This is a genomic window from Nitratireductor sp. WH36-1 (genome assembly GCF_058725515.1).
The window spans coordinates 1,021,051-1,045,209 of the sequence record NZ_CM178970.1 but is presented as its reverse complement, the minus strand read 5'-3'; the positions used below and the strand labels follow the sequence as shown (position 1 = coordinate 1,045,209).

General features: G+C 63.1%; 19 protein-coding genes. 13 read left to right on the top strand and 6 right to left on the bottom strand.

The genetic code is table 11. The annotated features are described in order from the left end of the window. Positions 1 to 176: 176 nt before the first annotated feature. The 4 genes from AC4PTT_RS05010 to AC4PTT_RS04995 all read right to left on the bottom strand — a co-directional run bounded on the left by AC4PTT_RS05010 (position 177) and on the right by AC4PTT_RS04995 (position 5,352). A complete protein-coding gene (locus AC4PTT_RS05010) occupies positions 177 to 2,429 on the bottom strand; it encodes a heavy metal translocating P-type ATPase (protein ID WP_492162218.1) in 2,253 nt (750 codons plus the stop codon). 86 nt (positions 2,430 to 2,515) lie between these two features. After that, positions 2,516 to 3,676, bottom strand: a complete 1,161-nt coding sequence (nagA, locus tag AC4PTT_RS05005) for an N-acetylglucosamine-6-phosphate deacetylase (RefSeq protein WP_492162217.1) — start codon at positions 3,674 to 3,676, stop codon at positions 2,516 to 2,518. 27 nt (positions 3,677 to 3,703) lie between these two features. Then, positions 3,704 to 4,462, bottom strand: coding sequence for a GntR family transcriptional regulator (locus tag AC4PTT_RS05000; RefSeq protein WP_206547859.1), 759 nt, complete (start codon positions 4,460 to 4,462; stop codon positions 3,704 to 3,706). After that, positions 4,459 to 5,352, bottom strand: a complete 894-nt coding sequence (locus AC4PTT_RS04995; RefSeq protein WP_297561640.1) for a glucosamine kinase nucleotide-binding domain-containing protein — start codon at positions 5,350 to 5,352, stop codon at positions 4,459 to 4,461. The genes AC4PTT_RS05000 and AC4PTT_RS04995 overlap by 4 nt, the downstream gene beginning before the upstream one ends. 395 nt (positions 5,353 to 5,747) lie before the next feature. On the opposite strand from AC4PTT_RS04995, the gene AC4PTT_RS04990 reads away from it, so the two are divergent. From AC4PTT_RS04990 to AC4PTT_RS04965, 6 genes are all read left to right on the top strand, one after another. After that, positions 5,748 to 7,004, top strand: a complete 1,257-nt coding sequence (locus tag AC4PTT_RS04990; RefSeq protein ID WP_492162216.1) for an ABC transporter substrate-binding protein — start codon at positions 5,748 to 5,750, stop codon at positions 7,002 to 7,004. Positions 7,005 to 7,187: 183 nt separating this feature from the next. Beyond that, positions 7,188 to 8,111, top strand: coding sequence for a carbohydrate ABC transporter permease (locus tag AC4PTT_RS04985; protein ID WP_206544242.1), 924 nt, complete (start codon positions 7,188 to 7,190; stop codon positions 8,109 to 8,111). Between the two features lie 16 nt (positions 8,112 to 8,127). Next, positions 8,128 to 8,967 carry a carbohydrate ABC transporter permease gene (locus AC4PTT_RS04980; protein ID WP_113153017.1) on the top strand — a complete coding sequence of 280 codons (840 nt, stop codon included), beginning with the start codon at positions 8,128 to 8,130 and terminating at the stop codon, positions 8,965 to 8,967. Next, positions 8,964 to 10,028 (top strand): Gfo/Idh/MocA family protein, encoded by a 1,065-nt coding sequence (locus tag AC4PTT_RS04975; RefSeq protein WP_206544244.1) that lies wholly within the window; start codon positions 8,964 to 8,966, stop codon positions 10,026 to 10,028. Before AC4PTT_RS04980 ends, AC4PTT_RS04975 begins: the two co-directional genes overlap by 4 nt. Positions 10,029 to 10,037: 9 nt before the next feature. Next, positions 10,038 to 11,048, top strand: a complete 1,011-nt coding sequence (locus AC4PTT_RS04970) for an ABC transporter ATP-binding protein (RefSeq protein ID WP_113153019.1) — start codon at positions 10,038 to 10,040, stop codon at positions 11,046 to 11,048. 179 nt (positions 11,049 to 11,227) lie between these two features. Then, entirely contained in the window at positions 11,228 to 11,908 is a 681-nt protein-coding gene (locus AC4PTT_RS04965) for a GntR family transcriptional regulator (RefSeq protein ID WP_297561634.1), read from the top strand. 43 nt (positions 11,909 to 11,951) lie between these two features. On the opposite strand, the gene AC4PTT_RS04960 is transcribed toward AC4PTT_RS04965, so the two are convergent. Next, a complete protein-coding gene (locus AC4PTT_RS04960) occupies positions 11,952 to 12,797 on the bottom strand; it encodes a MurR/RpiR family transcriptional regulator (protein WP_113153021.1) in 846 nt (281 codons plus the stop codon). Between the two features lie 158 nt (positions 12,798 to 12,955). On the opposite strand from AC4PTT_RS04960, the gene AC4PTT_RS04955 reads away from it, so the two are divergent. From AC4PTT_RS04955 to AC4PTT_RS04925, 7 genes are all read left to right on the top strand, one after another. Beyond that, entirely contained in the window at positions 12,956 to 13,756 is an 801-nt protein-coding gene (locus tag AC4PTT_RS04955; protein ID WP_420505732.1) for an N-formylglutamate amidohydrolase, read from the top strand. A gap of 70 nt (positions 13,757 to 13,826) precedes the next feature. Next, complete coding sequence (locus tag AC4PTT_RS04950) at positions 13,827 to 14,336, top strand: TRAP transporter small permease subunit (protein WP_113153022.1); 510 nt, start codon at positions 13,827 to 13,829, stop codon at positions 14,334 to 14,336. Then, complete coding sequence (locus AC4PTT_RS04945; protein WP_206544248.1) at positions 14,333 to 15,655, top strand: TRAP transporter large permease; 1,323 nt, start codon at positions 14,333 to 14,335, stop codon at positions 15,653 to 15,655. Before AC4PTT_RS04950 ends, AC4PTT_RS04945 begins: the two co-directional genes overlap by 4 nt. Positions 15,656 to 15,747: 92 nt before the next feature. Then, the gene (locus AC4PTT_RS04940; protein ID WP_113153024.1) at positions 15,748 to 16,800 is read left to right on the top strand and encodes a TRAP transporter substrate-binding protein; all 1,053 of its coding nucleotides are present in this window, start codon (positions 15,748 to 15,750) and stop codon (positions 16,798 to 16,800) included. A 174-nt stretch (positions 16,801 to 16,974) separates the two neighbouring features. Beyond that, the gene (locus tag AC4PTT_RS04935; protein ID WP_206994745.1) at positions 16,975 to 18,342 is read left to right on the top strand and encodes a glutamine synthetase family protein; all 1,368 of its coding nucleotides are present in this window, start codon (positions 16,975 to 16,977) and stop codon (positions 18,340 to 18,342) included. Between the two features lies 1 nt (position 18,343). Further along, positions 18,344 to 19,732 (top strand): aldehyde dehydrogenase family protein, encoded by a 1,389-nt coding sequence (locus tag AC4PTT_RS04930; protein WP_492162215.1) that lies wholly within the window; start codon positions 18,344 to 18,346, stop codon positions 19,730 to 19,732. Beyond that, positions 19,729 to 20,874, top strand: coding sequence for an iron-containing alcohol dehydrogenase (locus AC4PTT_RS04925; RefSeq protein ID WP_206547866.1), 1,146 nt, complete (start codon positions 19,729 to 19,731; stop codon positions 20,872 to 20,874). Before AC4PTT_RS04930 ends, AC4PTT_RS04925 begins: the two co-directional genes overlap by 4 nt. Positions 20,875 to 21,375: 501 nt before the next feature. Here the strand turns inward: AC4PTT_RS04925 and AC4PTT_RS04920 are convergent. Beyond that, on the bottom strand, positions 21,376 to 24,051 hold the full coding sequence (locus AC4PTT_RS04920) for a bifunctional acetate--CoA ligase family protein/GNAT family N-acetyltransferase (RefSeq protein ID WP_299937729.1): 2,676 nt from the start codon (positions 24,049 to 24,051) through the stop codon (positions 21,376 to 21,378). Between the last annotated feature and the right edge of the window lie 108 nt (positions 24,052 to 24,159).

Sequence of the window (24,159 nt, the reverse complement as noted above, 5' to 3'; positions counted from 1 at the left end):
ATACAACTTATACGCTAAATTCCACGTATAATTATGCGTATACAACCCCGTAAAAAAGCCGGCCACGAGGGCCGGCTTTTGCCGATTCTGAAGGGAGCGAAAAAACGTCGAAACCGACGGCTGCTCCACCAATATTCCAGACCGCCTCTTGAGCATCCGGTCGCTCGCAGGACGATCTAACGCTCCATGCGGAAGCCCAGAAGCCTCAGCGCATTCAGCGTCACCAGAACGGTCGCGCCGGTGTCTGCAAGGATTGCGATCCAGAGCCCCGTGACGCCCAGCACCGTCGTGACCAGGAACACGGCCTTGAGCCCCAGCGCGATGGCGATATTCTGATGGATATTGGCCATCGTCGCACGCGCCAGCCGCACCATGCCGGCGACATCACCCACACGGTTGCGCAGAAGCGCGCCATCGGCCGATTCGAGCGCCACATCGGTGCCCGAGCCCATGGCCACGCCAACATTCGCGGTGGCCAGCGCCGGCGCGTCGTTGATGCCGTCGCCAACCATCATCACCGTGTTCCGACCGGTCAGCTCACGGATCGCGGACACCTTGTCATCGGGCAGAAGCTCGGCGCGATACTCCATCGAAAGACGTCCGGCGATGGCTTCCGCCGTGCGCGCATTGTCACCGGTGAGCATCATGGTGCGCACGCCGAGCGCCTTGAGCTCCTGCATGGCGGCGGCGGCATCCTCGCGCGGCTCGTCGCGCAGGGCGATCACGCCTGAAAGCGCACCGGCGCGGAAAACGGCGGCAACCGTCTTGCCCTCGGCCTCGAGAGCCTCAATGCGGCTCCTTGCCGGCGCGGTCATCGCGCCTTCTTCCTCGGCATGGCGCGGCGAACCAACGAACACGGTCTCACCACCCACGCGCGCTTCCACACCGCGGCCGGGAATGGCGCGCGCATCCCTGCCCGCCTCATAGGAAACGCCAAGGCTCTCGGCATGGGCCAGAACGGCTTCGGCCAGCGGATGGCTGGAACCGGCTTCAACGCCGGCAGCCAGCGCCAGAACACGCGCCTCATCGCCATCGGCCGCCCACACATCCGTCACCGCCGGACGGCCGACCGTGAGCGTGCCGGTCTTGTCGAAGGTCACGAGATCGGTCCGGGCGGCAGCCTCGATAACGGCCCCGCCCTTCAGAAGCAGGCCACGCCGCGCACCGGTGGAGAGTGCGGAGGCGATGGAAGCAGGAACGGAGATCACCAGCGCACAGGGGCAGCCGATCAGGAGCAGCGCCAGCGCGCGATAGATCCAGACATCCCAGGCAGCCCCCGCCGCAAGCGGCGGCACGATGGCGACCAGCAGGGCGAACCCCACCACTGCCGGCATGTAGTAACGGCTGAACCGGTCGATGAAACGCTCTGTTGGCGCACGCGCATCCTGCGCCTCCTCGACCAGACGAATGATGCGCGCAATGGTGTTGTCCTCCGGCGCGCGCGTCACGCGCACACGGATCGCCGCATCGGTGCTGATCGAACCGGCGAAAACGTCTTCGCCCTCGCCCTTCGTGCGCGGCACGGATTCGCCCGTCACCGGCGCTTCGTCGATGCCGGCAATGCCATCAACGATCTCGCCATCGGCGGGAATCCGGTCACCCGGCCGCACCATGACGATCTGGCCGATTTTCAGCTCTGCGGCCTGCACCTTGCGGGTCTTGCCGTTTTCCTCAAGCAGCGCGGTCTTGGGCACCAGATCGCCCAGCGCCCGGATGCCGGCGCGCGCGCGGTTGGCCGCCACACCTTCCAGCACTTCGCCCACCGCGAACAGGAAGACGACAAGCGCCGCCTCCTCGGCAGCGCCAATGAACAGGGCACCGGCGGCGGCCACCGTCATCAGCATCTCGATGGTGAAGGGCATGCCTGCACTCAGCGCGGCAAAGGCCCGGCGGGCGATGGGCGCAACGCCGATCAGACAGGCCGCCACGAATGCCCACATGCCGAGTTCACCCGGCAGCAGGAATTCCGCACCCCAGGCGGCGACCAGAAGAAGTCCGGTCAGGATCACCAGACGCCCCTTGCCGGTCTGATACCAGCTGCGGTCGCCATCATCCGCGCCGTGCACATGACCGGCAACGCCATGTCCCGGATCGGCGCGCTCAACTTTAGAACCCTGCCCATGCGTGTGGTCATGCCCACTACAACAGGAGCTCTGCGTAACCGCGCCCGTTTCGGCCGCTTCCCCGCGCTGACGCGGCGCAATCGAATAGCCGAGTTTCTTGACCGCACGCTCCACCTTGTCGCGCCCGGTCTTGTTTTCATCCAGCGACAGGGCCAGCGTCTCGGACATCACCGAAACACTGACATCACTCACACCGGGAAAACGCTCCACGGCTGTGCGGATCTTGTTCGCACAGCTTCCACAATCCATGCCGCCCACCTTCCAGGAATAGGGGTTTGCGGCGCTATCATCCTGTTTCAAGGACACGATGATTCTCCTTACAGACTTTCAACGCCTGCAAGGATAGGATCTCTAGTCACTAGAGCTTCAAGAGGAAAAATGCGCGAATTCGATCAACCGGCCTGATGCACGGGTTCGCCGCCGATCCAGGTGGAGACAACGCCGAGATCATCGTTCAGAACCACGAAATCGGCGTCCCTGCCAGCGCCAAGGCGGCCCTTGGCGTGATCGAGCCCGATGGCCTGCGCCGGATAGACGCTTACCATGCGAAGGGCCTCTTCGAGCGGTAGCCCGACCGTGCGGTGCAGATAGGCAACCGTCGCAATCATGTCGATATCCGCGCCAGCCAGCGTCCCGTCCTCCAGCGTCAGCCGGCCATTCTCACGCATGATCGTGCGGCCGTTCAGCGTAAAGGATTTCAGATCGGTGCCGATGGTCGACATGGCGTCCGTCACTGCGAAAATGCGGGCCGGGCCATTCTTGCCGCGCAGGGCAACGCCAATCGCCACCGGATCGACGTGAACACCATCGGCAATGATGCCAACCCACAGACGGCCACTGTCGAGCGCAGCGCCCACGACACCCGGCTCGCGATGGGCAAGCGGGCTCATGGCATTGAAGAGATGGGTTACCAGCGATGCCCCCGCCTCGGCATAGGCCAGCGCCGTGCGGCAGGTCGTGTCCGTGTGCCCGAGGCTCACCTTCACACCGCCCCCGACCAGCGCCTTCACCTGTTCAGCCGTCGCATTTTCGGGCGCCAGCGTCACCATCAGCGCCGGCAGCTCCCGGCGCGCCTCGATCATGGCGGCGAGATCGCCATCCTCCAGCGGACGGATCAGCGCCGGGTCATGCGCGCCCTTGCGCGCGATGGAAAGGTGCGGTCCTTCCAGATGCAGGCCGAGAAAGCCGGGCATCTTCATCCGCGCCGCTTCAACACCGGCGGCAATCGACGCTACGGTCGATTCACGCGTATCGGTGATCAGCGTCGGCAGAAGCCCGGTCGTGCCGAATTTCGCATGCGCGCTGCAGATTTTCTGCAGTCCCCCGACCCCGCAATCGCCGTCGAACATCACGCCGCCGCCGCCATTGACCTGCAGATCGATGAAGCCCGGCACGACCATCGCACCGCCCGCCTCGCGCCGTTCGCAGCCGGGAGCAAGCGCGTCCAGCGGCTCGACCCCGGCAATCCGGCCGTTCTCGACGATCAGCGCCCGATTATCCTGCCAGGCGTCTCCATCAAAGATGCGCGCGCCGACGAGTGCGAAAGAAGACATGTCTCGGTTCCGATTTTCTGGATTACATCAACGTTCCGGAATCTTCAGCTCGGCGACGAAATCATAGGCGTCGCCGCGATAGATCGAACGGGTGAATTCAATGACCCGGCCATTGGGCAGGTAGGAAACGCGCTCGATATAAAGCGCGGCCTCACCGGGCGCGACCTTGAGAAGCTTGGCCTCGCGCTCATCCACATTGCGCGCGGAAATGCGCTGCGTGGCGCGGCACGGCCGGGCAGAACGCATGTCCAGCGCATCATAGAGCGAATCCGTGACCGATGCCGGATCGGGAAGGAAGCTGCCGATGATGGATGCCCGCTCGATGGCCATGGGCACATCGTCGGCGATGCGCAGGCGCTCCAGCCGGGAAACCGTATCCCCCACCGAAAGCCCCAGCACCATCATTTCGTCGGGAGACGGCGCGACAACCACCCGCTCCAGCCACTCGGAGCGGGCAGACAGTCCGCGCCGCGCCATGTCCTCGGTGAACGAGGTCAGCAGCGAGAGAGACTGCTCGACGCGCGACACCGAGGGCGCAACGAACGTGCCGGAACCATGGCGGCGAATGAGACGCCCCTGCTTCACCAGATCATCGACGGCGCGGCGCACCGTGACACGGCTCAAGCCCGTCAGTTCGGCAATGTCGCGCTCGGTCGGCAGGGCCGCGCCCTCGCCCAGCACGCCGCCGCTGATCGCATCTTCAAGAAGGCGACGCAGGCGCACATAAAGCGGGCCGGACCCCATGGCCGCAACGCTCTCTTCGGTGAAGAGTTTCGATACGCTCATCGTCGCACCTCCCCTTCCATGGCCGGCGGGAACGCGCGCAGCGCAAGCTGCACCGCACCACCCAGCGCGTCGGCCAGTGGCTCTTTCAGGATCGCCTGGTGCCGCGGCTCAAGCCGCCCGGCATAGAGCGCCCCGAGACCACCCAGGAGGCAGAGGCGTTCGCATCCGTCAAAAACAACCGTGTCGAGCGTCTCGGTGATATCGCGCACCGTGTCGCGCAGAATGCGCCCGGCCAGAGGGTCGCCCTGATCGTCGTACTCGAAAACCATCGGCGCGAAGGAACCATAATCGGCCGGTCGCGCATTCTGCTGCGCGAACTCCACCATCGCTTCCGGATTGTTCTGGAAATGCGCCATCACGGCGCGGCTGAGCGGCGTGTGCTCGCGAATGCCGTCATGGGCGAGCAGGGTCTGCTGTAGCAGTGTACGGCCAAGAACCGCGCCACTGCCCTGATCGCCGATGGCGAAACCCCAGCCGCCCACATTGCGCAACACGCCGCCGGAGCGCGACACATAGGCGGAGCCGGTGCCCAGAATGGCCATGACGCCGTCATTGTCGCCCAGCGCGCCCTGAAGCGCGATCAGACCGTCATGCACGAATTGTGTGTCGGCAAAGGGCAGCGCCCGGGCAAGCGCCCGCTGACGCTCACCCACATTGATGCCCGCAAGCCCCAGATAGGCCGGAATGCCGGAAAGATCGAGCGCATCGAGCCCTGCATCGTGGAGTGCCTCACGGGCGGCCATCACGATGTTCTCGCCAATCGCGTCCGACGCGGTAAAAATATTGGCGGAGCCGCGTTTTCCGCGCCCGAGAACATTGCCATGCCGGTCGGCCAATGCGGCCCGGCAGCTTGTTCCCCCACCATCGATTGCAATGACAAATTCGCTCATGATCACTCCTCGCAATCATGATACCAAAAAGATACCTCTAGGAAACAAGAAAAAACGTGACGCCGAAAATTAAACGCATCACCTTGTTTTTTATATCAAAAATTCCTGACATCATAAAAACCCGTCGGGAAAGCAACGATTCACCTCTGGACAAATGGTATTTTTTTGGCCTTTAATTTCTCCATTGGAGGAGCAGAGGGGTCCGGGGAGCGGAGCGCACAAGGCACACAAAGAAGCGCCAGTGCGTGACCAGAAAACCGGAAATGCCGGCCGGGCTCAAGAGCCGGCTACCAAAAAGAACCTCCATAGGAACAGTTCAGCAGCGCTCCGGGCGCCGTTGCGACCTGTCGTGCAGGCGCGGCTGCGATGCCCCGGGGCAAACCAGGGAGAAGACCATGATGAAATCCACCAAACTGGCGTTACTCGCCGCAACCATGCTCGGCGCGTCCGGCGTGGCGATGGCGCAGGATGCCGAGCTCATCATCGAAAGCTGGCGCAATGACGACCTGACCATCTGGCAGGAAAAGCTCATCCCGGCTTTCGAAGCCAAGAATCCCGGCATCAAGGTCAAGTTCGCGCCGAGCGCGCCGACCGAGTACAACGCGGTCCTCAATTCCAAGCTGGACGCCGGCACGGCTGGCGACCTGATCACCTGCCGTCCGTTCGACGCATCGCTCAGCCTCTACCAGAAGGGTCACCTGTCGGCGATCCAGGATCTGGAGAACATGGCGAACTTCTCCGACGTGGCGAAGGCCGCGTGGAGCACGGATGACGGCGCGGAAACCTTCTGCGTGCCGATGGCGTCCGTGATCCACGGCTTCATCTACAATGCCGACGCTTTCGAAGAGCTGGGCATCGAGCCGCCGAAGACCAATGAAGAGTTCTTCGCCGTTCTCGAGAAGATCAAGGAAGACGGCACCTACATTCCCATGGCCATGGGCGCCAAGGACCAGTGGGAAGCCGCCACGATGGGCTACACCAATATCGGCCCGAACTACTGGAAAGGCGAAGAAGGCCGTCTGGCGCTGATCAGCGGCGAGCAGAAGCTCACCGACGACCAGTGGGTCGAGCCCTTCCGCCAGCTCGCCGCATGGGCGCCCTATCTGGGCGACGGCTATGAGGCGCAGGCCTATCCCGACAGCCAGAACCTGTTCACGCTCGGCCGCGCGGCGATCTTCCCCGCCGGTTCGTGGGAAATCTCGATCTTCAACGACCAGGCCGACTTCAAGCTGGGCGCATTCGCACCGCCAGTGCAGAACGCCGGCGACGAGTGCTACATCTCCGATCACACGGATATCGGCATCGGCATGAACGCCAAGACCGAGAATGCGGAAGCCGCCCGCACCTTCCTGAACTGGGTCGGTTCGGCTGAGTTCGCCTCGCTCTACGCCAACTCGCTGCCGGGCTTCTTCTCGCTCTCCAGCGAAACGGTCGAGATGGAAGATCCGCTGGCGCAGGAATTCGTTTCCTGGCGCGAAAACTGCAAATCCACCATCCGTCCCGCGCATCAGATCATCTCGCGCGGCACGCCGAACCTCTGGAACGAGATGTGGAACGTCTCGGCCAATGTTCTGCGCGGCGCACAGTCGCCCGAGGATGGCGCGAAGCAGCTTCAGGACGGCCTGGCAGGCTGGTACGAGCCGCAGCAGTAAATCCTGATCCTTTGAACAGGAAGCCGGGTCCGCCACCTGCGCGGGCCCGGCGCCATAGAGCCTTTTCCGATCAGATGAAATCACCTGATCGGCAAGAAATGGCTCCAGATTCAATAAGTTGAGCAATTCCTTTTCATTCGCATTGGTTCATTCCGAACGGGAAATGCTCCAGAGAGACGTTCCATGGCCCAAGCCACCAAGAAGCCCATACGCTGGCATATCGCCGTGTTTCTGGCGCCCGCCGTGCTGATCTACACGGCCATCATGATCATCCCGCTGTTCAGCACACTGCAGCTGGCCATGTACAGCGACGTGGAAAACAGCCAGGTCTATGTGGGCCTGCAAAACTTCCGCGCCCTGTTCGGCGATCCGCAATGGTCGGATCAGTTCTGGAACGCGCTCAAGAACAACACCTGGTTCTTCATCGTTCACATGATCGTGCAGAACCCGATCGGCATTCTTCTGGCTGCGCTGCTTTCAAGCCCGCGCCTGCGCATGCGCTCCTTCTATCGCACGGCCATCTTCATCCCGACGATCCTTTCCTTCGTCATTGCAGGCTTTGCGTGGAAACTCATCCTGAGCCCGTTATGGGGCGTGGCCCCCAACCTGCTCGACATGGTCGGCCTGAAAAGCCTTTTCCAGCCCTGGCTCGGCAAGGAAGCCTACGCGCTGACGACGCTGGCGCTGATTTCGGTGTGGCAGTTCGTCGGCATTCCGATGATGCTGATCTATGCCGCGCTGCTCTCCATCCCGGACGAGCTTCTGGAAGCCGCCGAATGCGACGGCATCACCGGCATGTCCCAGTTCTGGAAGGTCAAACTGCCGCTTATCCTGCCCGCCATCGGCATCATCTCGATCCTCACCTTTGTCGGCAATTTCAACGCATTCGACCTGATCTACGCCACGCAGGGCGCGCTGGCGGGACCGGATTTCTCGACCGACATTCTGGGCACGTTCATGTTCCGCACCTTCTTCGGCTTCCAGCTTCAGCTGGGTGACCCGAACCTGGGCGCGGCCATCGCCACCGCCATGTTCGTCATCATTCTCATCGGCGTGTCGATCTATCTGTTCGGCATCCAGCGGCGACTGCGCCGCTACCAGTTCTGAGCGGGAGGACACAGACATGAGCATGGCAAGACACTCCCCCGCCCGCTCCATCGCCGCCCATGCGGTGCTGGCCACCTACACGATCATCGCACTGTTCCCGGTGTTCGTGATCGTCATCAACGCCTTCAAGTCGCGCAAGGCCATCTTCCGCACGCCGCTGGAGCTGCCCAATGCGGAAAGCTTCAGCCTGGTCGGCTTCGAAACCGTTCTGAAACAGGGCGACTTCCTGCTCTATTTCCAGAACAGCTTCATCGTCACCGTCGTGTCGCTGTTCATGGTGCTGCTGTTCGGCGCCATGGCCGCCTTCGCGCTTGCCGAATACCGCTTCAAGGGCAATTCGCTGATGGGCCTTTACCTGGCGCTCGGCATCATGATCCCGATCCGGCTCGGCACCGTGGCGATCCTGCAGATGATGGCCGCCTCCGGCCTCGTCAACACACTGACCTCGCTGATCCTCGTCTACACGGCGCAGGGCCTGCCGCTGGCCGTCTTCATCCTGTCGGAGTTCATGCGACAGGTATCCGACGACCTGAAGAACGCCGGCCGCATCGACGGGCTCAGCGAATACCGCATCTTCTTCCGCCTCGTCCTGCCGCTGGTGCGGCCGGCCATGGCCACGGTCGCGGTCTTCACCATGATCCCGATCTGGAACGATCTGTGGTTCCCGCTGATCCTCGCCCCTGCCGAGGAAACGAAAACCATCACGCTTGGCGCACAGGTCTTCATCGGCCAGTTCGTCACCAACTGGAACGCGGTTCTGGCGGCCCTCTCGCTCGCCATCCTGCCGGTGCTGATCCTCTACCTGATCTTCTCGCGCCAGCTCATCCGCGGCATCACCTCGGGAGCAGTGAAATGAGTGCGCAGGAGACGCCCGTGCGGGTGCTGGTCGCAGGCCTCGGCAATATGGGAATGAGCCACGCGCTCGCCTATCACGCCAATCCCGGTTTCGAGATCGTCGGCCTTGTCAGCCGCTCGAAGCCGGACCTGCCGGATGCGCTGAAAGCCTATCCACACTTCACCGGCTATGAGGAAGCGCTGGCCGAAACCCGGCCGGATCTCGCCTCCGTCAACACCTATTCCGACAGCCATGCGGCCTACGCCATCGCCGCGATGGAAGCCGGCGCGCATGTGTTCGTGGAAAAGCCGCTGGCCACCAATGTCGCAGATGCAAGGCGCGTGGTGGAAACGGCAAAGGCCCATGGCCGCAAGCTGGTGGTCGGCTACATTCTGCGCCATCACCCTTCCTGGGTGCGGCTGATCGAGGAAGCGCGCGGGCTCGGCGGGCCTTACGTGTTCCGGCTGAACCTGAACCAGCAGTCCTCCGGTCCGAGCTGGCACACACACAAGCAGCTGATGGAGACCACGCCGCCCATCGTCGACTGCGGCGTGCACTATGTGGACGTGATGTGCCAGATCACCGACGCCAAACCGGTGAAGGTGCGCGGCATGGGGGTCCGGCTTTCAGACGAAATCGCCCCGGACATGTACAATTACGGACATTTCCAGGTGATGTTCGAAGACGGTTCGGTCGGCTGGTATGAGGCCGGCTGGGGGCCGATGATGTCGGAAACCGCCTTCTTCGTGAAGGACATCGTGTCGCCGAATGGCTGCGTCTCCATCGTCATGGACGAGGGCGCGAAATCGGACGACATCGACGCCCACACGAAAACCTCACGCATCCGCATCCACAGGGCCGAAACCAATGCCCAGGGCCGCTTTGCCAATGAGGACACGCTCCTCTCCATGGAAGGCGAGCCGGGTCATCAGGAGCTGTGCGACCGCGAACAGGCCTTCGTTCTCAAAGCCATCCGCGAAGACATCGATCTCTCGCGGCACATGAACGATGCCGTGCAATCTCTCAACATCTGCCTCGCCGCCGACGAAAGCGTGCGAAGCGGCAAAGAAGTAGAACTGTAGGACGAAACCGTGGGCTCACTCGCACTCAAGAACATCACCAAGTCGTTCGGCCAGGTAGACGTCATCAAGGGCGTGGACCTGGAGGTTCAGGACGGCGAACTCGTCATCTTCGTCGGCCCGTCGGGCTGCGGAAAATCCACCCTTCTGCGCATCATCGCCGGGCTGGAAGACGCCAGCGGCGGCCATGTCGAAATCGACGGCGCCGAAGTCAACACAACGCCGCCCTCCAAGCGCGGCATCGCCATGGTGTTCCAGACCTACGCGCTCTATCCGCACCTCACCGTGCGCGACAATATGAGCCTCGGCCTGAAACAGGCGAAACACCCGGCCGCGCATATTGCCGAACGTGTCGATTTCGCTTCGAAAATGCTGTCGCTCGAGCCCTATCTCGACCGCCGGCCGGCAGAGCTTTCGGGCGGCCAGCGCCAGCGCGTCGCCATTGGTCGCGCGGTGGTGCGCAAGCCCAAGCTCTTCCTGTTCGATGAACCGCTTTCAAACCTCGATGCGGCGCTGCGCGTCAACACGCGTCTGGAGATCGCGCGTCTCCACCGCGAGCTGGGCGCGACCATGGTCTACGTCACCCATGACCAGACCGAAGCCATGACGCTGGCCGACCGCATCGTCGTTCTGAATGCCGGCAGGATCGAGCAGGTCGGCACGCCGATGGAACTCTACAACGATCCGGCCAATCTGTTTGTCGCCGGCTTCATCGGGTCGCCGCAGATGAACTTCATCGAGGCTGCACGGCTTGGCCGCGACGATGCCAAAACCATCGGCATTCGTCCCGAACACATCTCCATCGTTGCCGAAGGCGGCGATATCGAAGGCCGTGTCTCTCACATCGAGCATCTGGGTGCAGACACCAATGTCTATCTGGACTGCGGCGAATCCGGCCTCGTCTGCGCGCGCCTGTTCGGCGAGCAGAACTTCGAGATCGACAGCACGCAGCAGGCAAAGTTCGACGAGAACCGCGTCTTCCGCTTCGACGACGAAGGCAAGGCCATCCGCCGGAACGGCTGAACAGGCTCCAACTCAGATATATGGGGGACGCGGGCGTGGTTCATGTCTGCGCCCCCGCGCCCCTGCCCTCCCTGCCCCCCTGCGCCAAAACGCGCCGCAACCATCGCTTAGTCTATCCTTAACCCGTCCACCGGAAGCTGTTATCGTGCGTTTGATACGGACAGGAGGTTGGATTGGCCATGGATAGCGGATTTGTCCCGGTCTCCCGACGCGTCACCATTCAGGACGGCGTCTACCAGCAGCTTCGTCATGCGCTCATGGTCGGTCGTTTCGATCCCGGCCAGACACTCACAATTGCATCGCTCGCGGAGACTTTTGGCACCAGCCACATGCCGGTGCGCGAAGCCCTTCGCCGGCTTGCTGCCGAGAACGCGCTCGAAATCGCCTCAAACGGCTCCGCCCGCATCCCCGCCATCAGCACCGCAAGGCTGGATGATCTGTGTCGCGCCCGTGTCGCAGTGGAAGGACTTGCCGCAGAACTCGCCTCCACCCAGGCAACGGACGAGGCCATCGGCACGCTCGAGCGCCTCACCACCGCACATGACGCCTCAAGCGGTGAGGAGAGCATCTACGAGATGCTCGTGAAAAACCGTGATTTCCATTTCACGCTTTATCGCTGTTCCGGTTCGGACGTGCTGCTGCAAATCGCGGAAACCTTATGGCTGCGCTTCGGCCCTTACATGCGCCTGCTCTCACGCCACCTGGAGCAAATTCTGCGCTCGCCGGAAGGCAAGAACTTCACCCGCCATCATCACGACGCCATCGCCGCCCTGCGCAGACAGGACGGCATTGGCCTGCGCCAGGCCATCAATGCCGACATTGGCGCAACACAGGCCCTGCTGCGTCCGCTCTGCAAGTGAGGTGCGATCCGCTTGGTGCCCCGCGCCCGGCTGATACTCCCGGCTACTCCGTGGCAGGCGGCTTGTTCCAGTGAATGTGCTCCAGCGCCTGAATGCGGCTGCGCGCGGCGTCCCAGTCCCGGTGCGTCACGCGGTCGACAATGGCTTCCGCCAGCGCCATCAGCACCACGCCGGAATCCCAGGTGCGGCCGGAATCGATGGCGCAGGGTAGAACCACCCGCGCGTAATGCGAGATCGGCGAAAGCCAGGTGTCGGTGATGAGCACAATGCGCGCCTTGCGCTCGCAAAGAAGCTCGCTCAGATGCACGAGGTCGCGCTGGTAGCGGCGAATGTCGAACAGCACCACCACGTCCCCTGCCCTCACATCCAGCAACTGATCGTCCCAGGTAGAGGTCTGGTCCTGAAAGCGGCGCACATTGGGCCGCACGATGCGCAGATGCGCCGCCATGTAGCGCGCAATGGCATCGCTGAAGCGCCCGCCAAGCATGTAGCAGGCCGATTTGTGATCTGAAAGCAACGCGCAGGCAGCCTCGAACTCGCTTTCGGGAATGGCGTCGAGCGTCGCCTGAATGTTGGCCGTCGCCCGCGCGAAGTAAGACCCGAGCGCTGAGCCATCCGCGCTGCGCGCCGGCGAGGTGTCGCCTTTTTCCAGCGGCGAGAGAAGCTCCGCCTGGATTTCCGTGCGCAGCAGGCGCTGAAACTCCGGATACCCGGAGAAACCCAGCCGCGAGACGAAGCGCAGCACGGTCGGCGCGCTGGTTCCGGCAAGAGCGGCGAACTCGGCAACCGTCGACAGGCCGCTGCTCGGATAGTTGGCGAGAAACGCATGCGCCACTTTGCGCTCTGCGCCCGTCATCTGGCCGAGCGCTGCGTGAACCTGTTCTTTCATTCCCAAACGCGTTTCTCCAAAAGGCGCTGCCACATTCCGTAACAAAAATTACACGATTGACAAATGAGCGGCAATGCTAATCAATATTACAGAGCCGTTTCAGGGGATCGTTCCACTCAAAAAACAACAAGGGAGCGGACGGCTTGTGTGGAGGTTTGATGGTCAGGGCATTGCTTGCTCCATCCGAGGGACAGCCATTCGAGATCGAGCGCGCAGACGGGCAGTCGCCGGTCATTCTCGTGTGCGAGCACGCTTCGCGCGCCATCCCGCGCGCGCTTTCAACGCTTGGCGCAAAGCCGGAAACGCTGGCAAGCCACGCGGCCTGGGACATCGGTGCGCTGGCCACCGCGCGCAGGCTCTCGGCCCTGCTCGACGCGCCACTGATCCATCAGCGTTTTTCGCGCCTCGTCTATGACTGCAATCGCCCGCCGGAGGCGATGGACGCAATCCCGGAAATGAGCGAAGTCCACGCCATTCCAGGCAACCGCAACCTTTCCGACGATGCCCGGCGCGAGCGCGTCGCGGCAATCTACGAACCGTTTCGCGATGCGCTGGCGGAGCTGATCGCCAGCCGCACCGGCCCGGAGAAACTGCCGGTCATCGTCACGATCCACTCCTTCACGCGCGTCTATTTCGGCATCGCCCGCCACCGCGCCGTCGGCATTCTGCATGACCGCGACCGGCGGCTGGCCGACGCCATGCTTCAGCACGCGGAGGAGGAAGGTGTCGCCAATGCGATGCGCAACTATCCTTACGGGCCGGATGATGGCGTCACGCACACGCTGCGCCTCCACGCCATCCAGCACGGCCTCCTGAATGTCATGATCGAATATTGCAGCGACCTGATTGCCGACGAGGCGGGGCAACAGGAATGGGCGGAGCGCACTGCGCGGCTGCTCGAAGCAGCGCTGGAGCGCTTTCACATCGACATACACGCAGCCGGCCCCAGGCAAAACTGACAACAAAAACAGGGCTGGCGGCGAAACCAGAACGGGGAACGAGGGAGAGAGGAATGGGAGACAGGAGCCGATGCCAAACGCCATAAGGCGCTATGTGCGCCTGATCGACCGGACGAACCATTATGTCGGTCTGGTGGTCATGTACATGATCTTCCTGATGATCGGCATCCTGCTGTACTCGTCGATCATGAAGACCGTGTCCATTCCGCCGCTGTGGACGCTGGAAATGGCGCAGTTCGCCATGGTCGCCTACTACATGGTCGGCGGCGGATGGGCGCTGCAGAACGATTCCCACGTGCGGATGGACCTGATCTATGCGCGGTGGTCGCCGCGCACCAAGGCCATCGTCGATTCCATCACCATCCTGTTCCTGATCTTCTACCTGTCGCTGCTCCTTTACGGCGGCTTTTCCTCCACGTCCTACGCGCTGAAATACGGCGAAACCAGCTACTCGTCCTGGTCGCCCTACATGGCGCCCATCAAGATCATCATGTGCATCGGCATCGCGCTGACGCTGCTTCAGGCGGTGGCCCAGCTCTTCAAGGATCTGGCGCGGGTGCGCGGGGAGGAACTCACTTGAGCTACGAACTCACCGCCATCCTCATGTTCACGGGCATGATGGGCCTGCTTCTGACCGGCCAGCGCGTGTTTGGCGCCATCGGCTTCATCGCCGTGGTGTTCGCGCTTCTTCTGTGGGGCACGGGCGGCTCCGAGATCGCCTTCTCGGCCGCCATGAAGCTGATGAAATGGTACGCGCTTTTGACGCTGCCGCTGTTCATCTACATGGGCTACATGCTGTCGGAATCGGGCATCGCCGACGATCTCTACAAGATGTTCCATGTCTGGTTCGGGCCGGTGCGCGGCGGGCTTGCCATCGGCACCATCGCCCTGATGGTCGTGATCTCGGCCATGAACGGCCTGTCGGTCGCCGGCATGGCCATCGGCGCGACCATCGCGCTGCCCGAGCTGCTCCGGCGCGGCTATGACAAGATCATGGTGACCGGCGTCATCCAGGCAGGCTCGTCACTGGGTATTCTCGTGCCGCCCAGCGTGGTGCTCGTGCTCTACGCGATGATCGCGCGCCAGCCGGTCGGCCAGCTCTGGCTTGCCGGCGTGTTTCCGGGTCTCCTGATGGCCGGCCTGTTCATTCTCTACATCGCCGTGCGCTGCTGGCTGCAGCCCAATCTCGGCCCCGTCCTTCCGGCGGAAGAGCGGCGCATTCCGATGTCGGAGAAGATCAAGCTCCTGTCGGCCGGCATCCTGCCCTTCATGATCTTCTTCCTGATGACCGGGCTCTTCGTCATGGGCATCACCAGCCTCGTGGAAAGCTCCGCCATCGGCGCGGTTTCGGCAACGGCGGCTGCCGCCATTCGTGGCCGGCTGACGCTGAAAGTGGTGCACGACACGGTGCGCAAGACGCTCTCCGTCTCATGCATGTTCATGTGGATCATTCTGGCCGCGCTCTGCTTCGGCGCGGTGTTCGACGGGCTCGGCGCGGTCAAGGCCATCGAGGGCTTCTTCCTCGACCAGCTCGGCCTGTCGCCCTGGGAGGTGCTGATCCTGATGCAGCTCTCCTATCTCATCATGGGCATGTTCCTGGACGACACGGCCATGCTGGTCATCGTCGCGCCGCTCTACGTGCCGCTGGTCAAGCTGCTCGGCTTCGACCTCATCTGGTACGGCGTGCTCTACACGATCACCTGCCAGATCGCCTACATGACCCCGCCCTTCGGCTACAATCTGTTCCTGATGCGCGCCATGGCGCCGCCGGAAATCAAGCTCGGAGACATCTACCGATCCATTGTGCCCTTCGTGGCGGTGATGGTGTTCGCGCTCATCATCGTCATGGTCTTCCCGCAGATCGCGCTGTGGCTTCCCCAGCACGTCTACCTTCGCTGACACACCAAAAACCCAAGGAGGTCACGACCAGAAAAGCCTGCGCCAATGCCCGGCATCAACGACCGGGACAACAACCAGAGGAGTGAACAGAGATGCAAAACAGACGCGACTTTCTGAAGAAAGCGGGCATGGCATCGGCGGCGGCCGCTGGCACCACGGCCCTGGCAACGCCTTATGTTCGCGCGCAGAGCCCGATCCGCTGGCGGCTGCAGACCTATGCCGGACCGGCGCTCGCAGAGCATGTCGTCAAACCCGCCATCGACGCTTTCAACAAGGCGGCCAATGGCGAAATGGTGATCGAGCTCTACCACGCCGACCAGCTGGTTCCGACGGGCGAGCTTTTCCGCGCCATGCAGAACGGCACAATCGATGCCGTGCAGTCGGATGACGATTCCATGGCCGCTCCGGTCGATGTGTCGGTGTTCGGCGGCTACTTCCCCTTCGCCACGCGCTACTCGCTGGACGTGCAGGCGCTGTTCTACAAGCATGGCCTGGCCGAGATCTGGGAAGAGGCCTATGGCGAGGTGGAAGGCGTGACCTGGCTTTCCGCCGGCTCCTGGGATCCGTGCCACTTCAACACCAAGGAACCGATCAAGAGCCTGGAAGACCTGAAGGGCAAACGTGTCTTCACCTTCCCAACAGCCGGCAAGTTCCTCTCCCGCTTCGGCGTCGTGCCCGTCACCCTGCCCTGGGAAGACGTGGAAGTGGCGGTGCAGACGGGCGAGCTCGACGGCATCGCCTGGTCGGGCATCACCGAGGACTACACGGTGGGCTGGGCCGACGTCACGCCCTACCTGCTCACCAACAATATCTGCGGCGCGTGGGTTGGCTCCTTCTTCGCCAATTCCGACCGCTGGAACGAAGTGCCGGACCATCTCAAGCAACTCTTCCGGCTCGCCATGGACTCGTCGCACTATTACCGCCTGCACTGGTACTGGGCGGGCGAAGCAGATCTGCGCGTCAATGGCGGCAAGATGGAGCTCACCACCATCCCCGATGCCGAATGGGCGACGGTGGAAGCCGAGGCCGAAAACTTCTGGGACGAGATCGCTGCCGAAGGCGGTCGCAAAGAGCGCGTGGTCGAGATCCTGCGCAACTACCGTTCCCTCATGCAGAAGGCCGGTCCGCCCTATCGCTACGGCTGAGCGCAACGCGACTTCATGGCCCCGGGGCGTTCGCGCCGGGGCCATATCCCGAAGCATCGGACAGAACCGCGAAAGCGGTTTTCCTTTGTCCCGGTGCTCAATCCGCAAGTCAGATCACCGTTTGAGCGTCCGGATGACGCGCGGCGATCGGGAACCACCGACAGGACGAATTGAATGGCGGGCAAACTGACACTGGAAAGCCTCAGAGCAGCGGCAGAGGCCGGCGAGATCGACACCGTGCTCGTGGCGCTGGTCGACATGCAGGGGCGTCTGATGGGCAAACGCTTCCATGTGGAATATTTTTTGGAAAGCGCCTTTGAGGAAACCCATAGCTGCAACTATCTGCTCGCCACCGACATGGAGATGTTCACCGTCGAGGGCTACCACGCGACGAGCTGGTCGGCGGGCTATGGCGATTACACGATGAAGCCGGACCTCTCGACCATGCGCCGCATTCCCTGGCTGGAAGGCACGGCGCTGGTTCTGTGCGACGTGCTCGACCACCACACCCATGAGGACGTGCCGCACTCGCCCCGCGCCATCCTGAAAAAACAAGTCGCGCGGCTGGAAGCCATGGGCATGAAGGCGATGATGGCCTCGGAACTGGAGTTCCACCTGTTCCGCGACACGTTTGAGGAAGCCGCCGCAAAGGGCTATCGCGGGCTGGAGCGCATCAGCGCCTACAACGAGGATTATCACATCTTCCAGACCACCAAGGAGGAGGATGTGATGCGGGCGATCCGCAACGGCCTCCATGGCGCGGATGTGCCGGTGGAGAACTCCAAGGGCGAGGCCGATGCCGGACAGGAAGAAATCAACGTCCGCTACACCGACGCGCTGACCATGGCCGACCGCCATTCAATCGTGAAGAATGGCTGCAAGGAGATCGCCTGGAAGGCCGGGCGGGCCGTCAGCTTCATGGCCAAGTGGGACGACAGCGCCGCCGGCAATTCCTCCCATGTCCACCAGTCTCTGTGGACGCTCGACGGCAAGCCGCTTTTCTTCGATCCGGCGGGCGAACACGGCATGTCCCCGCTCATGCGGCACTACATGGCCGGGCTTCTCGCCCATGCCGGCGAGATCACCTGTTTCCTCGCGCCTTATATCAATTCCTACAAGCGCTTTGCAGCCGGAACCTTCGCCCCCACCAAGGCGATCTGGTCGTTCGACAACCGCACGGCGGGCTACCGCGTCTGCGGTTCGGACACCAAGGCGGTGCGCGTGGAATGCCGGGTCGGCGGCGCCGACCTGAACCCCTATCTGGCCTTCGCCGCGCTGATTGCGGCGGGCATTCACGGCATCGAGAACAAGACCGGGCTGGAGCCGGCCTTCGTTGGCGATGCCTATGAGGGCCAGGGCGTGCGCGAAATACCGAAAACCCTGCGCGACGCCACCACCGCACTGGACGGTTCGGCCATGCTGCGTGAAGCCTTTGGCGACGCGGTGGTGGATCATTACGTCCACGCAGCCCGGTGGGAACAATCCGAGTATGATCGTCGCGTGACCGACTGGGAGGTCAGGCGCGGTTTTGAGAGAGCATGACATGACCAAGACACTGCAATGCATTTCCCCCATCGACGGCTCGGTCTATGCCGAGCGCGCCGTGATGGACCCCGACATGGCGTCTGCCCTTCTGGCGCGTGCGCGCCAGGCGCAGAAGGCCTGGGCCGCGCGTCCGCTTGATGAGCGCGTCGCGATGGTGAACGCCGGCGTCGCCCGCCTCAACGAGATGAAAGACGAGGTGGTGCCCGAGCTTGCCCACATGATGGGCCGCCCGGTGCGCTATGGCGGCGAGTTCGGCGGGATGAACGAGCGCTCCTCCTATATGGCCGGGGTCGCCGCACGCGGCCTCGCCCCCATCGTTCTGGAGGATTCAGAGAATTTCGACCGCCGCATCGAACGCGTACCCCACGGGCTGGTCGGCGTCATCGCGCCGTGGAACTATCCCTACATGACGGCCATGAACACCATCGTTCCCGCCCTCATCGCGGGCAATGCCGTCGCCGTCAAACACGCCACGCAGACGCTGCTGGTGGGTGAGCGCATCGTGCGCGCCTACCATGAGGCGGGCATTCCCGAAGAGCTGTTCGTCAACCTCTTCCTCGACCATGCCGGAACGGAAAAACTGATCGGCGAACGCTCTTTCGACTTCATCAACTTCACAGGCTCCGTCGGCGGCGGGCGCGCCATCGAGCGGGCAGCTGCCGGCACCTTCACCGGGCTCGGGCTTGAACTCGGCGGCAAGGATCCCGCCTATGTGATGGACGATGCGGATATCGACTGGGCGGTCGATGGCCTGATGGACGGCGCGATGTTCAATGCCGGCCAGTGCTGCTGCGGCATTGAGCGCATCTATGTGGCCGAACGGCATTTCGACAGTTTCGTCGAGAAATCCGCCGAATGGGTCGGCAAGCTGAAGCTCGGCAACCCCTTCGATGCAGAAACCACCATCGGCCCCATGGCCAACCGCCGGTTTGCAGCCGAAGTGCGCAGCCAGACCGAAGACGCGCTGGCGCAGGGCGCAAAAGCGCTGGTCGATCCGAAAGCCTTCCCCGAGGATGATGGCGGCACCTATCTCATGCCGCAGATCCTTGTGGACGTGAACCACCAGATGCGGGTGATGCGCGAGGAGAGTTTTGGCCCCGTCGTCGGCATCATGCCGGTGAAGAACGACGCCGAAGCGCTCGACCTCATGAACGATTGCGAATTCGGCCTCACCGCCTCGCTCTGGACCGCCGATCCGGACCGTGCGGCGTCACTCGGAGCCGAAATCGACACGGGCACCGTGTTCATGAACCGCGCCGATTATCTCGATCCCGCCCTGTGCTGGACCGGCTGCAAGAACACCGGGCGCGGCGGCGCGCTGTCGGAAATCGGCTACCACAATCTGACCCGTCCGAAATCCTACCATCTGAGAAAGAAACAGGCATGAAGCTCGAAGGAAACTGGTCCTATCCCACCTCCGTGCGGTTCGGCGCGGGCCGCATCCGGGAACTGGCCGAGGCCTGCAAAGCGGCCGGCATCACAAGGCCCCTGCTCGTCACCGACCGGGGCCTCGCCGGCATGGAGATCACGAAGAATGCCCTCGGCATTCTGGAAGAAGCCGGCCTTGGCCGCGCGCTCTTCTCCGAGGTTGACCCCAATCCCAATGAGAAGAACCTCGAAGCCGGCATCAGGGCGTTCGTGGATGGCGGGCATGATGGCGTCGTCGCCTTTGGCGGCGGCTCGGGCCTTGATCTGGGCAAGCTGATTGCCTTCATGGCCGGTCAGACACGGCCAGTCTGGGATTTCGAGGATATTGGCGACTGGTGGACCCGCGCCGACGCCTCGAAGATCGCCCCCAATGTGGCCGTGCCCACCACGGCAGGCACCGGCTCGGAAATGGGCCGCGCGGGCGTTCTCACCAATTCGCAGACCCATGTGAAGAAGATCATCTTCCATCCGAAAATTCTGCCCTCGGTGGTGATCTGCGATCCCGAACTGACCGTCGGCATGCCGAAAGCGATCACCGCGGGCACTGGCATGGACGCCTTTGCCCACTGTCTGGAAGCCTATTCATCGCCCTTCTATCACCCGATGAGCCAGGGCATTGCGCTGGAGGGGCTTCGGCTCGTGAAGGAAAACCTGCCGCGTGTCTATGAAAATGGCAGTGATCTGGAAGCCCGCGCGCACATGATGAGCGCTGCCGCCATGGGCGCGGTCGCCTTCCAGAAGGGGCTCGGCGCGATCCACGCGCTGTCGCATCCGGTCGGCGCGATCTACAACACCCATCACGGCACCACCAATGCCGTTGTCATGCCAGCGGTGCTGAAGCTCAATCGCCCGGAAATCGAGGACCGCATCGCCGCCGCTGCCGCTTATCTGGGCATTGCGGGCGGGTTCGACGGTTTCTTCGATTTCGTGATGCAGCTTCGGGCCGATCTCGGCATTCCCGACCGGCTGGGCGACATGGGCGTCGGCACGGATCGCATCGACGAGATGGTGGCGATGGCGCTGGAAGACCCAAGCGCCGGCGGCAACCCGGTCAAGATGACCGCCGCCAACACGAAAGCGCTGTTCGAAGCCTGCATCTGAGGTTCGGCGCACGCGCCCCTCATCCGCCTGCCGGCACCTTCTCCCCGTTCATGGGGAGAAGGAAAGCGCGGCGATGACGGCGGAACCATTTCACCGATGCAGTGAAGGGCGCTAACAACAAAACTTCCTCCTTCTCCCCGCGCGCGGGAGAAGGTGCCGGCAGGCGGATGAGGGGCCTGCGCCAACGCTACAAGTTTGCGCCCTCCATCCCGCCCCCGCCCTTCGCCTTTCGGCAAGCTCAAGAAGCTCAGGATGAGGGCTGTGGTTGTGCTGGCCAACAGCAAACTATGCCGCGTATGTCTGGCCTGTCCCATAATCAGGAACTCTCCAGCAGATCCCAGCTGCCCCCCAGAAACGTCCTACCTTCGCCAATAACGAAGAGCGATACGGCTCACCCTTTGCTCACTGCCGCTTCGACCGCGTTGCCTTGCCTTTCCCTCATCCTGAGCTTGTCGAAGGGCGAGGGAAAGGGCACGCACGACCACCGCCACCGCCGCCCGCCTAAAGCTTCAGCAACATGGTGACGATCCCCGCCTCGCCGCTATCCTTCACCACGAAACCGAAATCGCGGCACATTTTGAGCATCTTGATGTTGTCGCTCAGGACAATGCCCTCGATGGCCCCGATGCCCTCTTCCTTGCCGTAATCGATGAGCTGCTTCAGAAGCGCAAAGCCAAGCCCGTGGCCCTGAAGATCGGTGCGCACCAGAAGACCGTATTCGGCGATCTCCTTGTCCGGATCAGAGGAAAGACGGCCAATGCCCGCCATCTCGCCATCCTCCTCGCGCAGCGCGATGAAGGCCATGTCGCGCTCGTAATCGAGCTGGCTCAGCCGCTCCAGCATCTCGTCCGGGAAATGCTTGCGCGGGGCAAGGAAACGGAACCTGATGTCTTCGGGCGAAACGCGTGCGAGAAAATCAGGGAAAAGCGCCACATCCGCCGGCTTGATGGGGCGTAAATGATAGTGATGCCCCTCCAGGTCTACATCCTGTTCCCACCCGTCCGGATAGGGCCGGATGGCAAGGTCGGGGTTCGGTCCCCTGCGGTTGATCTCCGCCGGCTCGATCTCGATGCGCGCATCGAGCGCCACCACGCCGTCGGCATCGGCCAGCAGCGGGTTGATGTCCATGCCCTTGATGCAGGGAAAGTCGACGATCATCTGCGACACCGCATTGAGCGCGCCGGCAATCGCCTCGCGGTCTGCGGGGGCGCGGTCGCGATAGCCGGCAAGCAGCTTGCCGATGCGCGTCGAGGCCATCAGGTCACCGGCCAGCACATCGTCGAGCGGCGGCAGCGCGATTGCCGTGTCCTCCATCACCTCGACAGCCGTGCCGCCCGCCCCGAACAGCACGACCGGCCCGAAAATCGGGTCCTGGCTGACGCCGAGGATCAGCTCGTGGGCATGCTTGCGCTCCACCATGGGCTGAACGACGAACCCTTCGAGTTCCTCGCGCGTGCCGGCATCCTCCAGCCGCTTGATGATGTTCTCCGCCGCCTTTTCCGCAGCCTCTCGCGTTTTCAGGCCCAGCACCACGCCGCCGACATCGGATTTGTGCGTGATGGTCTTGGAGAGAAGCTTGACGACCACCTTCTCGAATTTCTCGAAAAGCCGCGCAGCCGCCTCGCCCACATCCTGCGGCGTCTCCACGATCAGCGTCTCCGGCACGCGAATGCCGTAGGCCGCAATGGCCGCCTTGGCCTCAGGCTCCGTCAGCATGCGCCGGCCTTCGGCAGCCACTTTTTCGAGAATGGCGCGCAGGCCTTCACGGTCGCCCTGCACATCCTCGCTGCGGCTCGAAGGCACACGGGTCAGCGCCTTTTGCGCGCGCGACCACTCGCCGAGATAAGACAGCGCCGCGGTGGCGCTGGACGGTGTGCTGAAATTGGCGATGCCGGATTCCTGCAGGATGCGCCGTCCCTCGCGCGCGGTCTCCTCGCCGAGCCAGCAGGTGATCAGCGGCTTGCCGTTGATCTTGCCCCGGTCGGCAAGGGCCGCAACCGCGCGGGCGGCATCGGAGGGCGAGGCAAGCCCCGTCGGGCAGTTGAAGACGAGAACGGCGTCCGTGTCTGCATCGTCGGCCACCGCCAACACCGCCTCGCTGTAACGCTCCGGCGGTGCATCACCGATAATGTCGGCGGGGTTCGAATGCGACCAGTTGGGCGGAAGCGCCCGGTCCATGCGGGCAATCGTTTCGGGCGAGAACTCGGCCATCGTGCCGCCCAGATCGTTGAGCCGGTCGACCGCCAGAACACCCGCGCCACCGCCATTGCTGACAATGCCCACCTGCGCCCGCTGCAACGGGCGAAAGCGCGCCAGAACCTCGGCGGCGTCAAACAGTTCGCCCAGATCCAGAACGCGCAGAATGCCGGCGCGGCGCAGCGCCGCTTCGACCACGCGGTCCGCGCCTGAAAGCGCGCCGGTGTGGGTTGCCGCCGCCTGCGCCGCCTGCGCATGGCGGCCCGCCTTGATGGCGATCACCGGTTTCAGCCTTGCAGCCGCGCGCGCAGCCGTCATGAATTTGCGCGGGCTGGGGATCGTCTCGAGATACATGAGAATGCCGCGCGTGCGGCCGTCGCCCGCAAGCATTTCCAGATAGTCGCCCACATCCACGTCGGCCATGTCGCCCAGCGACACGATGTGCGAGAAGCCCACGCCCTCCGCCGCCGCCCAATCGACCAGCGATGTGGCGATCGCGCCCGACTGCGACAGGAGCGCCAGCCCACCGGGCTTTGCCTGCATATGCGCGAAGCTGGCGTTGAAATTCATCGGCGGCACCATCAGCCCCACCGTGTTCGGCCCGATGATGCGGAAGAGATAGGGCCGCGCCGCGTCGAGCATGGCCTGCCGCAGGCCGTTCTCACGCGTCAGCCCGGCGGTGATGACAACCGCCGCACGCGTTCCCTTTTCGCCAAGCTCGGTGATGATGCCGGGCACGGCTTCCGGCGGCGTCACGATCACGGCGATGTCGGGCACACCGGGAATGTCTGCCGCGCTCCTGTAACAGGGGCGGCCGTCGATCTCGCTGTATTTCGGATTGACCGCCCAGACCTCGCCGGCAAACCCGCCATCCTTCAGGTTTTGCATCACGATGTGGCCGACAGCGCCGGGCCTGCCCGATGCGCCGATCACGGCCACGGAGCGCGGGCGGGCGGCGAATTCGAGATTGCGGATCGTCATGGGCGATGACTCCGGGTTTTTCAGTGCGGAAATTTGCAGGGTCACTATAGCGGCATCCGGCAACGGAAATGCAACCCGCCACGGGCGGTTCCCCTCAGCCTATTTCGG

What these genes read in the sequence shown, in the direction of transcription:
- nagA (WP_492162217.1), bottom strand. Translation starts at nt 3,676, where the DNA reads ATGTCTTCTTTCGCACTCGTCGGCGCGCGCATCTTTGATGGAGACGCC.
- AC4PTT_RS05000 (WP_206547859.1), bottom strand. Translation starts at nt 4,462, where the DNA reads ATGAGCGTATCGAAACTCTTCACCGAAGAGAGCGTTGCGGCCATGGGG.
- AC4PTT_RS04995 (WP_297561640.1), bottom strand. Translation starts at nt 5,352, where the DNA reads ATGAGCGAATTTGTCATTGCAATCGATGGTGGGGGAACAAGCTGCCGG.
- AC4PTT_RS04990 (WP_492162216.1), top strand. Translation starts at nt 5,748, where the DNA reads ATGATGAAATCCACCAAACTGGCGTTACTCGCCGCAACCATGCTCGGC.
- AC4PTT_RS04985 (WP_206544242.1), top strand. Translation starts at nt 7,188, where the DNA reads ATGGCCCAAGCCACCAAGAAGCCCATACGCTGGCATATCGCCGTGTTT.
- AC4PTT_RS04980 (WP_113153017.1), top strand. Translation starts at nt 8,128, where the DNA reads ATGAGCATGGCAAGACACTCCCCCGCCCGCTCCATCGCCGCCCATGCG.
- AC4PTT_RS04975 (WP_206544244.1), top strand. Translation starts at nt 8,964, where the DNA reads ATGAGTGCGCAGGAGACGCCCGTGCGGGTGCTGGTCGCAGGCCTCGGC.
- AC4PTT_RS04965 (WP_297561634.1), top strand. Translation starts at nt 11,228, where the DNA reads ATGGATAGCGGATTTGTCCCGGTCTCCCGACGCGTCACCATTCAGGAC.
- AC4PTT_RS04960 (WP_113153021.1), bottom strand. Translation starts at nt 12,797, where the DNA reads ATGAAAGAACAGGTTCACGCAGCGCTCGGCCAGATGACGGGCGCAGAG.
- AC4PTT_RS04955 (WP_420505732.1), top strand. Translation starts at nt 12,956, where the DNA reads ATGGTCAGGGCATTGCTTGCTCCATCCGAGGGACAGCCATTCGAGATC.
- AC4PTT_RS04950 (WP_113153022.1), top strand. Translation starts at nt 13,827, where the DNA reads ATGCCAAACGCCATAAGGCGCTATGTGCGCCTGATCGACCGGACGAAC.
- AC4PTT_RS04940 (WP_113153024.1), top strand. Translation starts at nt 15,748, where the DNA reads ATGCAAAACAGACGCGACTTTCTGAAGAAAGCGGGCATGGCATCGGCG.
- AC4PTT_RS04935 (WP_206994745.1), top strand. Translation starts at nt 16,975, where the DNA reads ATGGCGGGCAAACTGACACTGGAAAGCCTCAGAGCAGCGGCAGAGGCC.
- AC4PTT_RS04930 (WP_492162215.1), top strand. Translation starts at nt 18,344, where the DNA reads ATGACCAAGACACTGCAATGCATTTCCCCCATCGACGGCTCGGTCTAT.
- AC4PTT_RS04925 (WP_206547866.1), top strand. Translation starts at nt 19,729, where the DNA reads ATGAAGCTCGAAGGAAACTGGTCCTATCCCACCTCCGTGCGGTTCGGC.
- AC4PTT_RS04920 (WP_299937729.1), bottom strand. Translation starts at nt 24,051, where the DNA reads ATGACGATCCGCAATCTCGAATTCGCCGCCCGCCCGCGCTCCGTGGCC.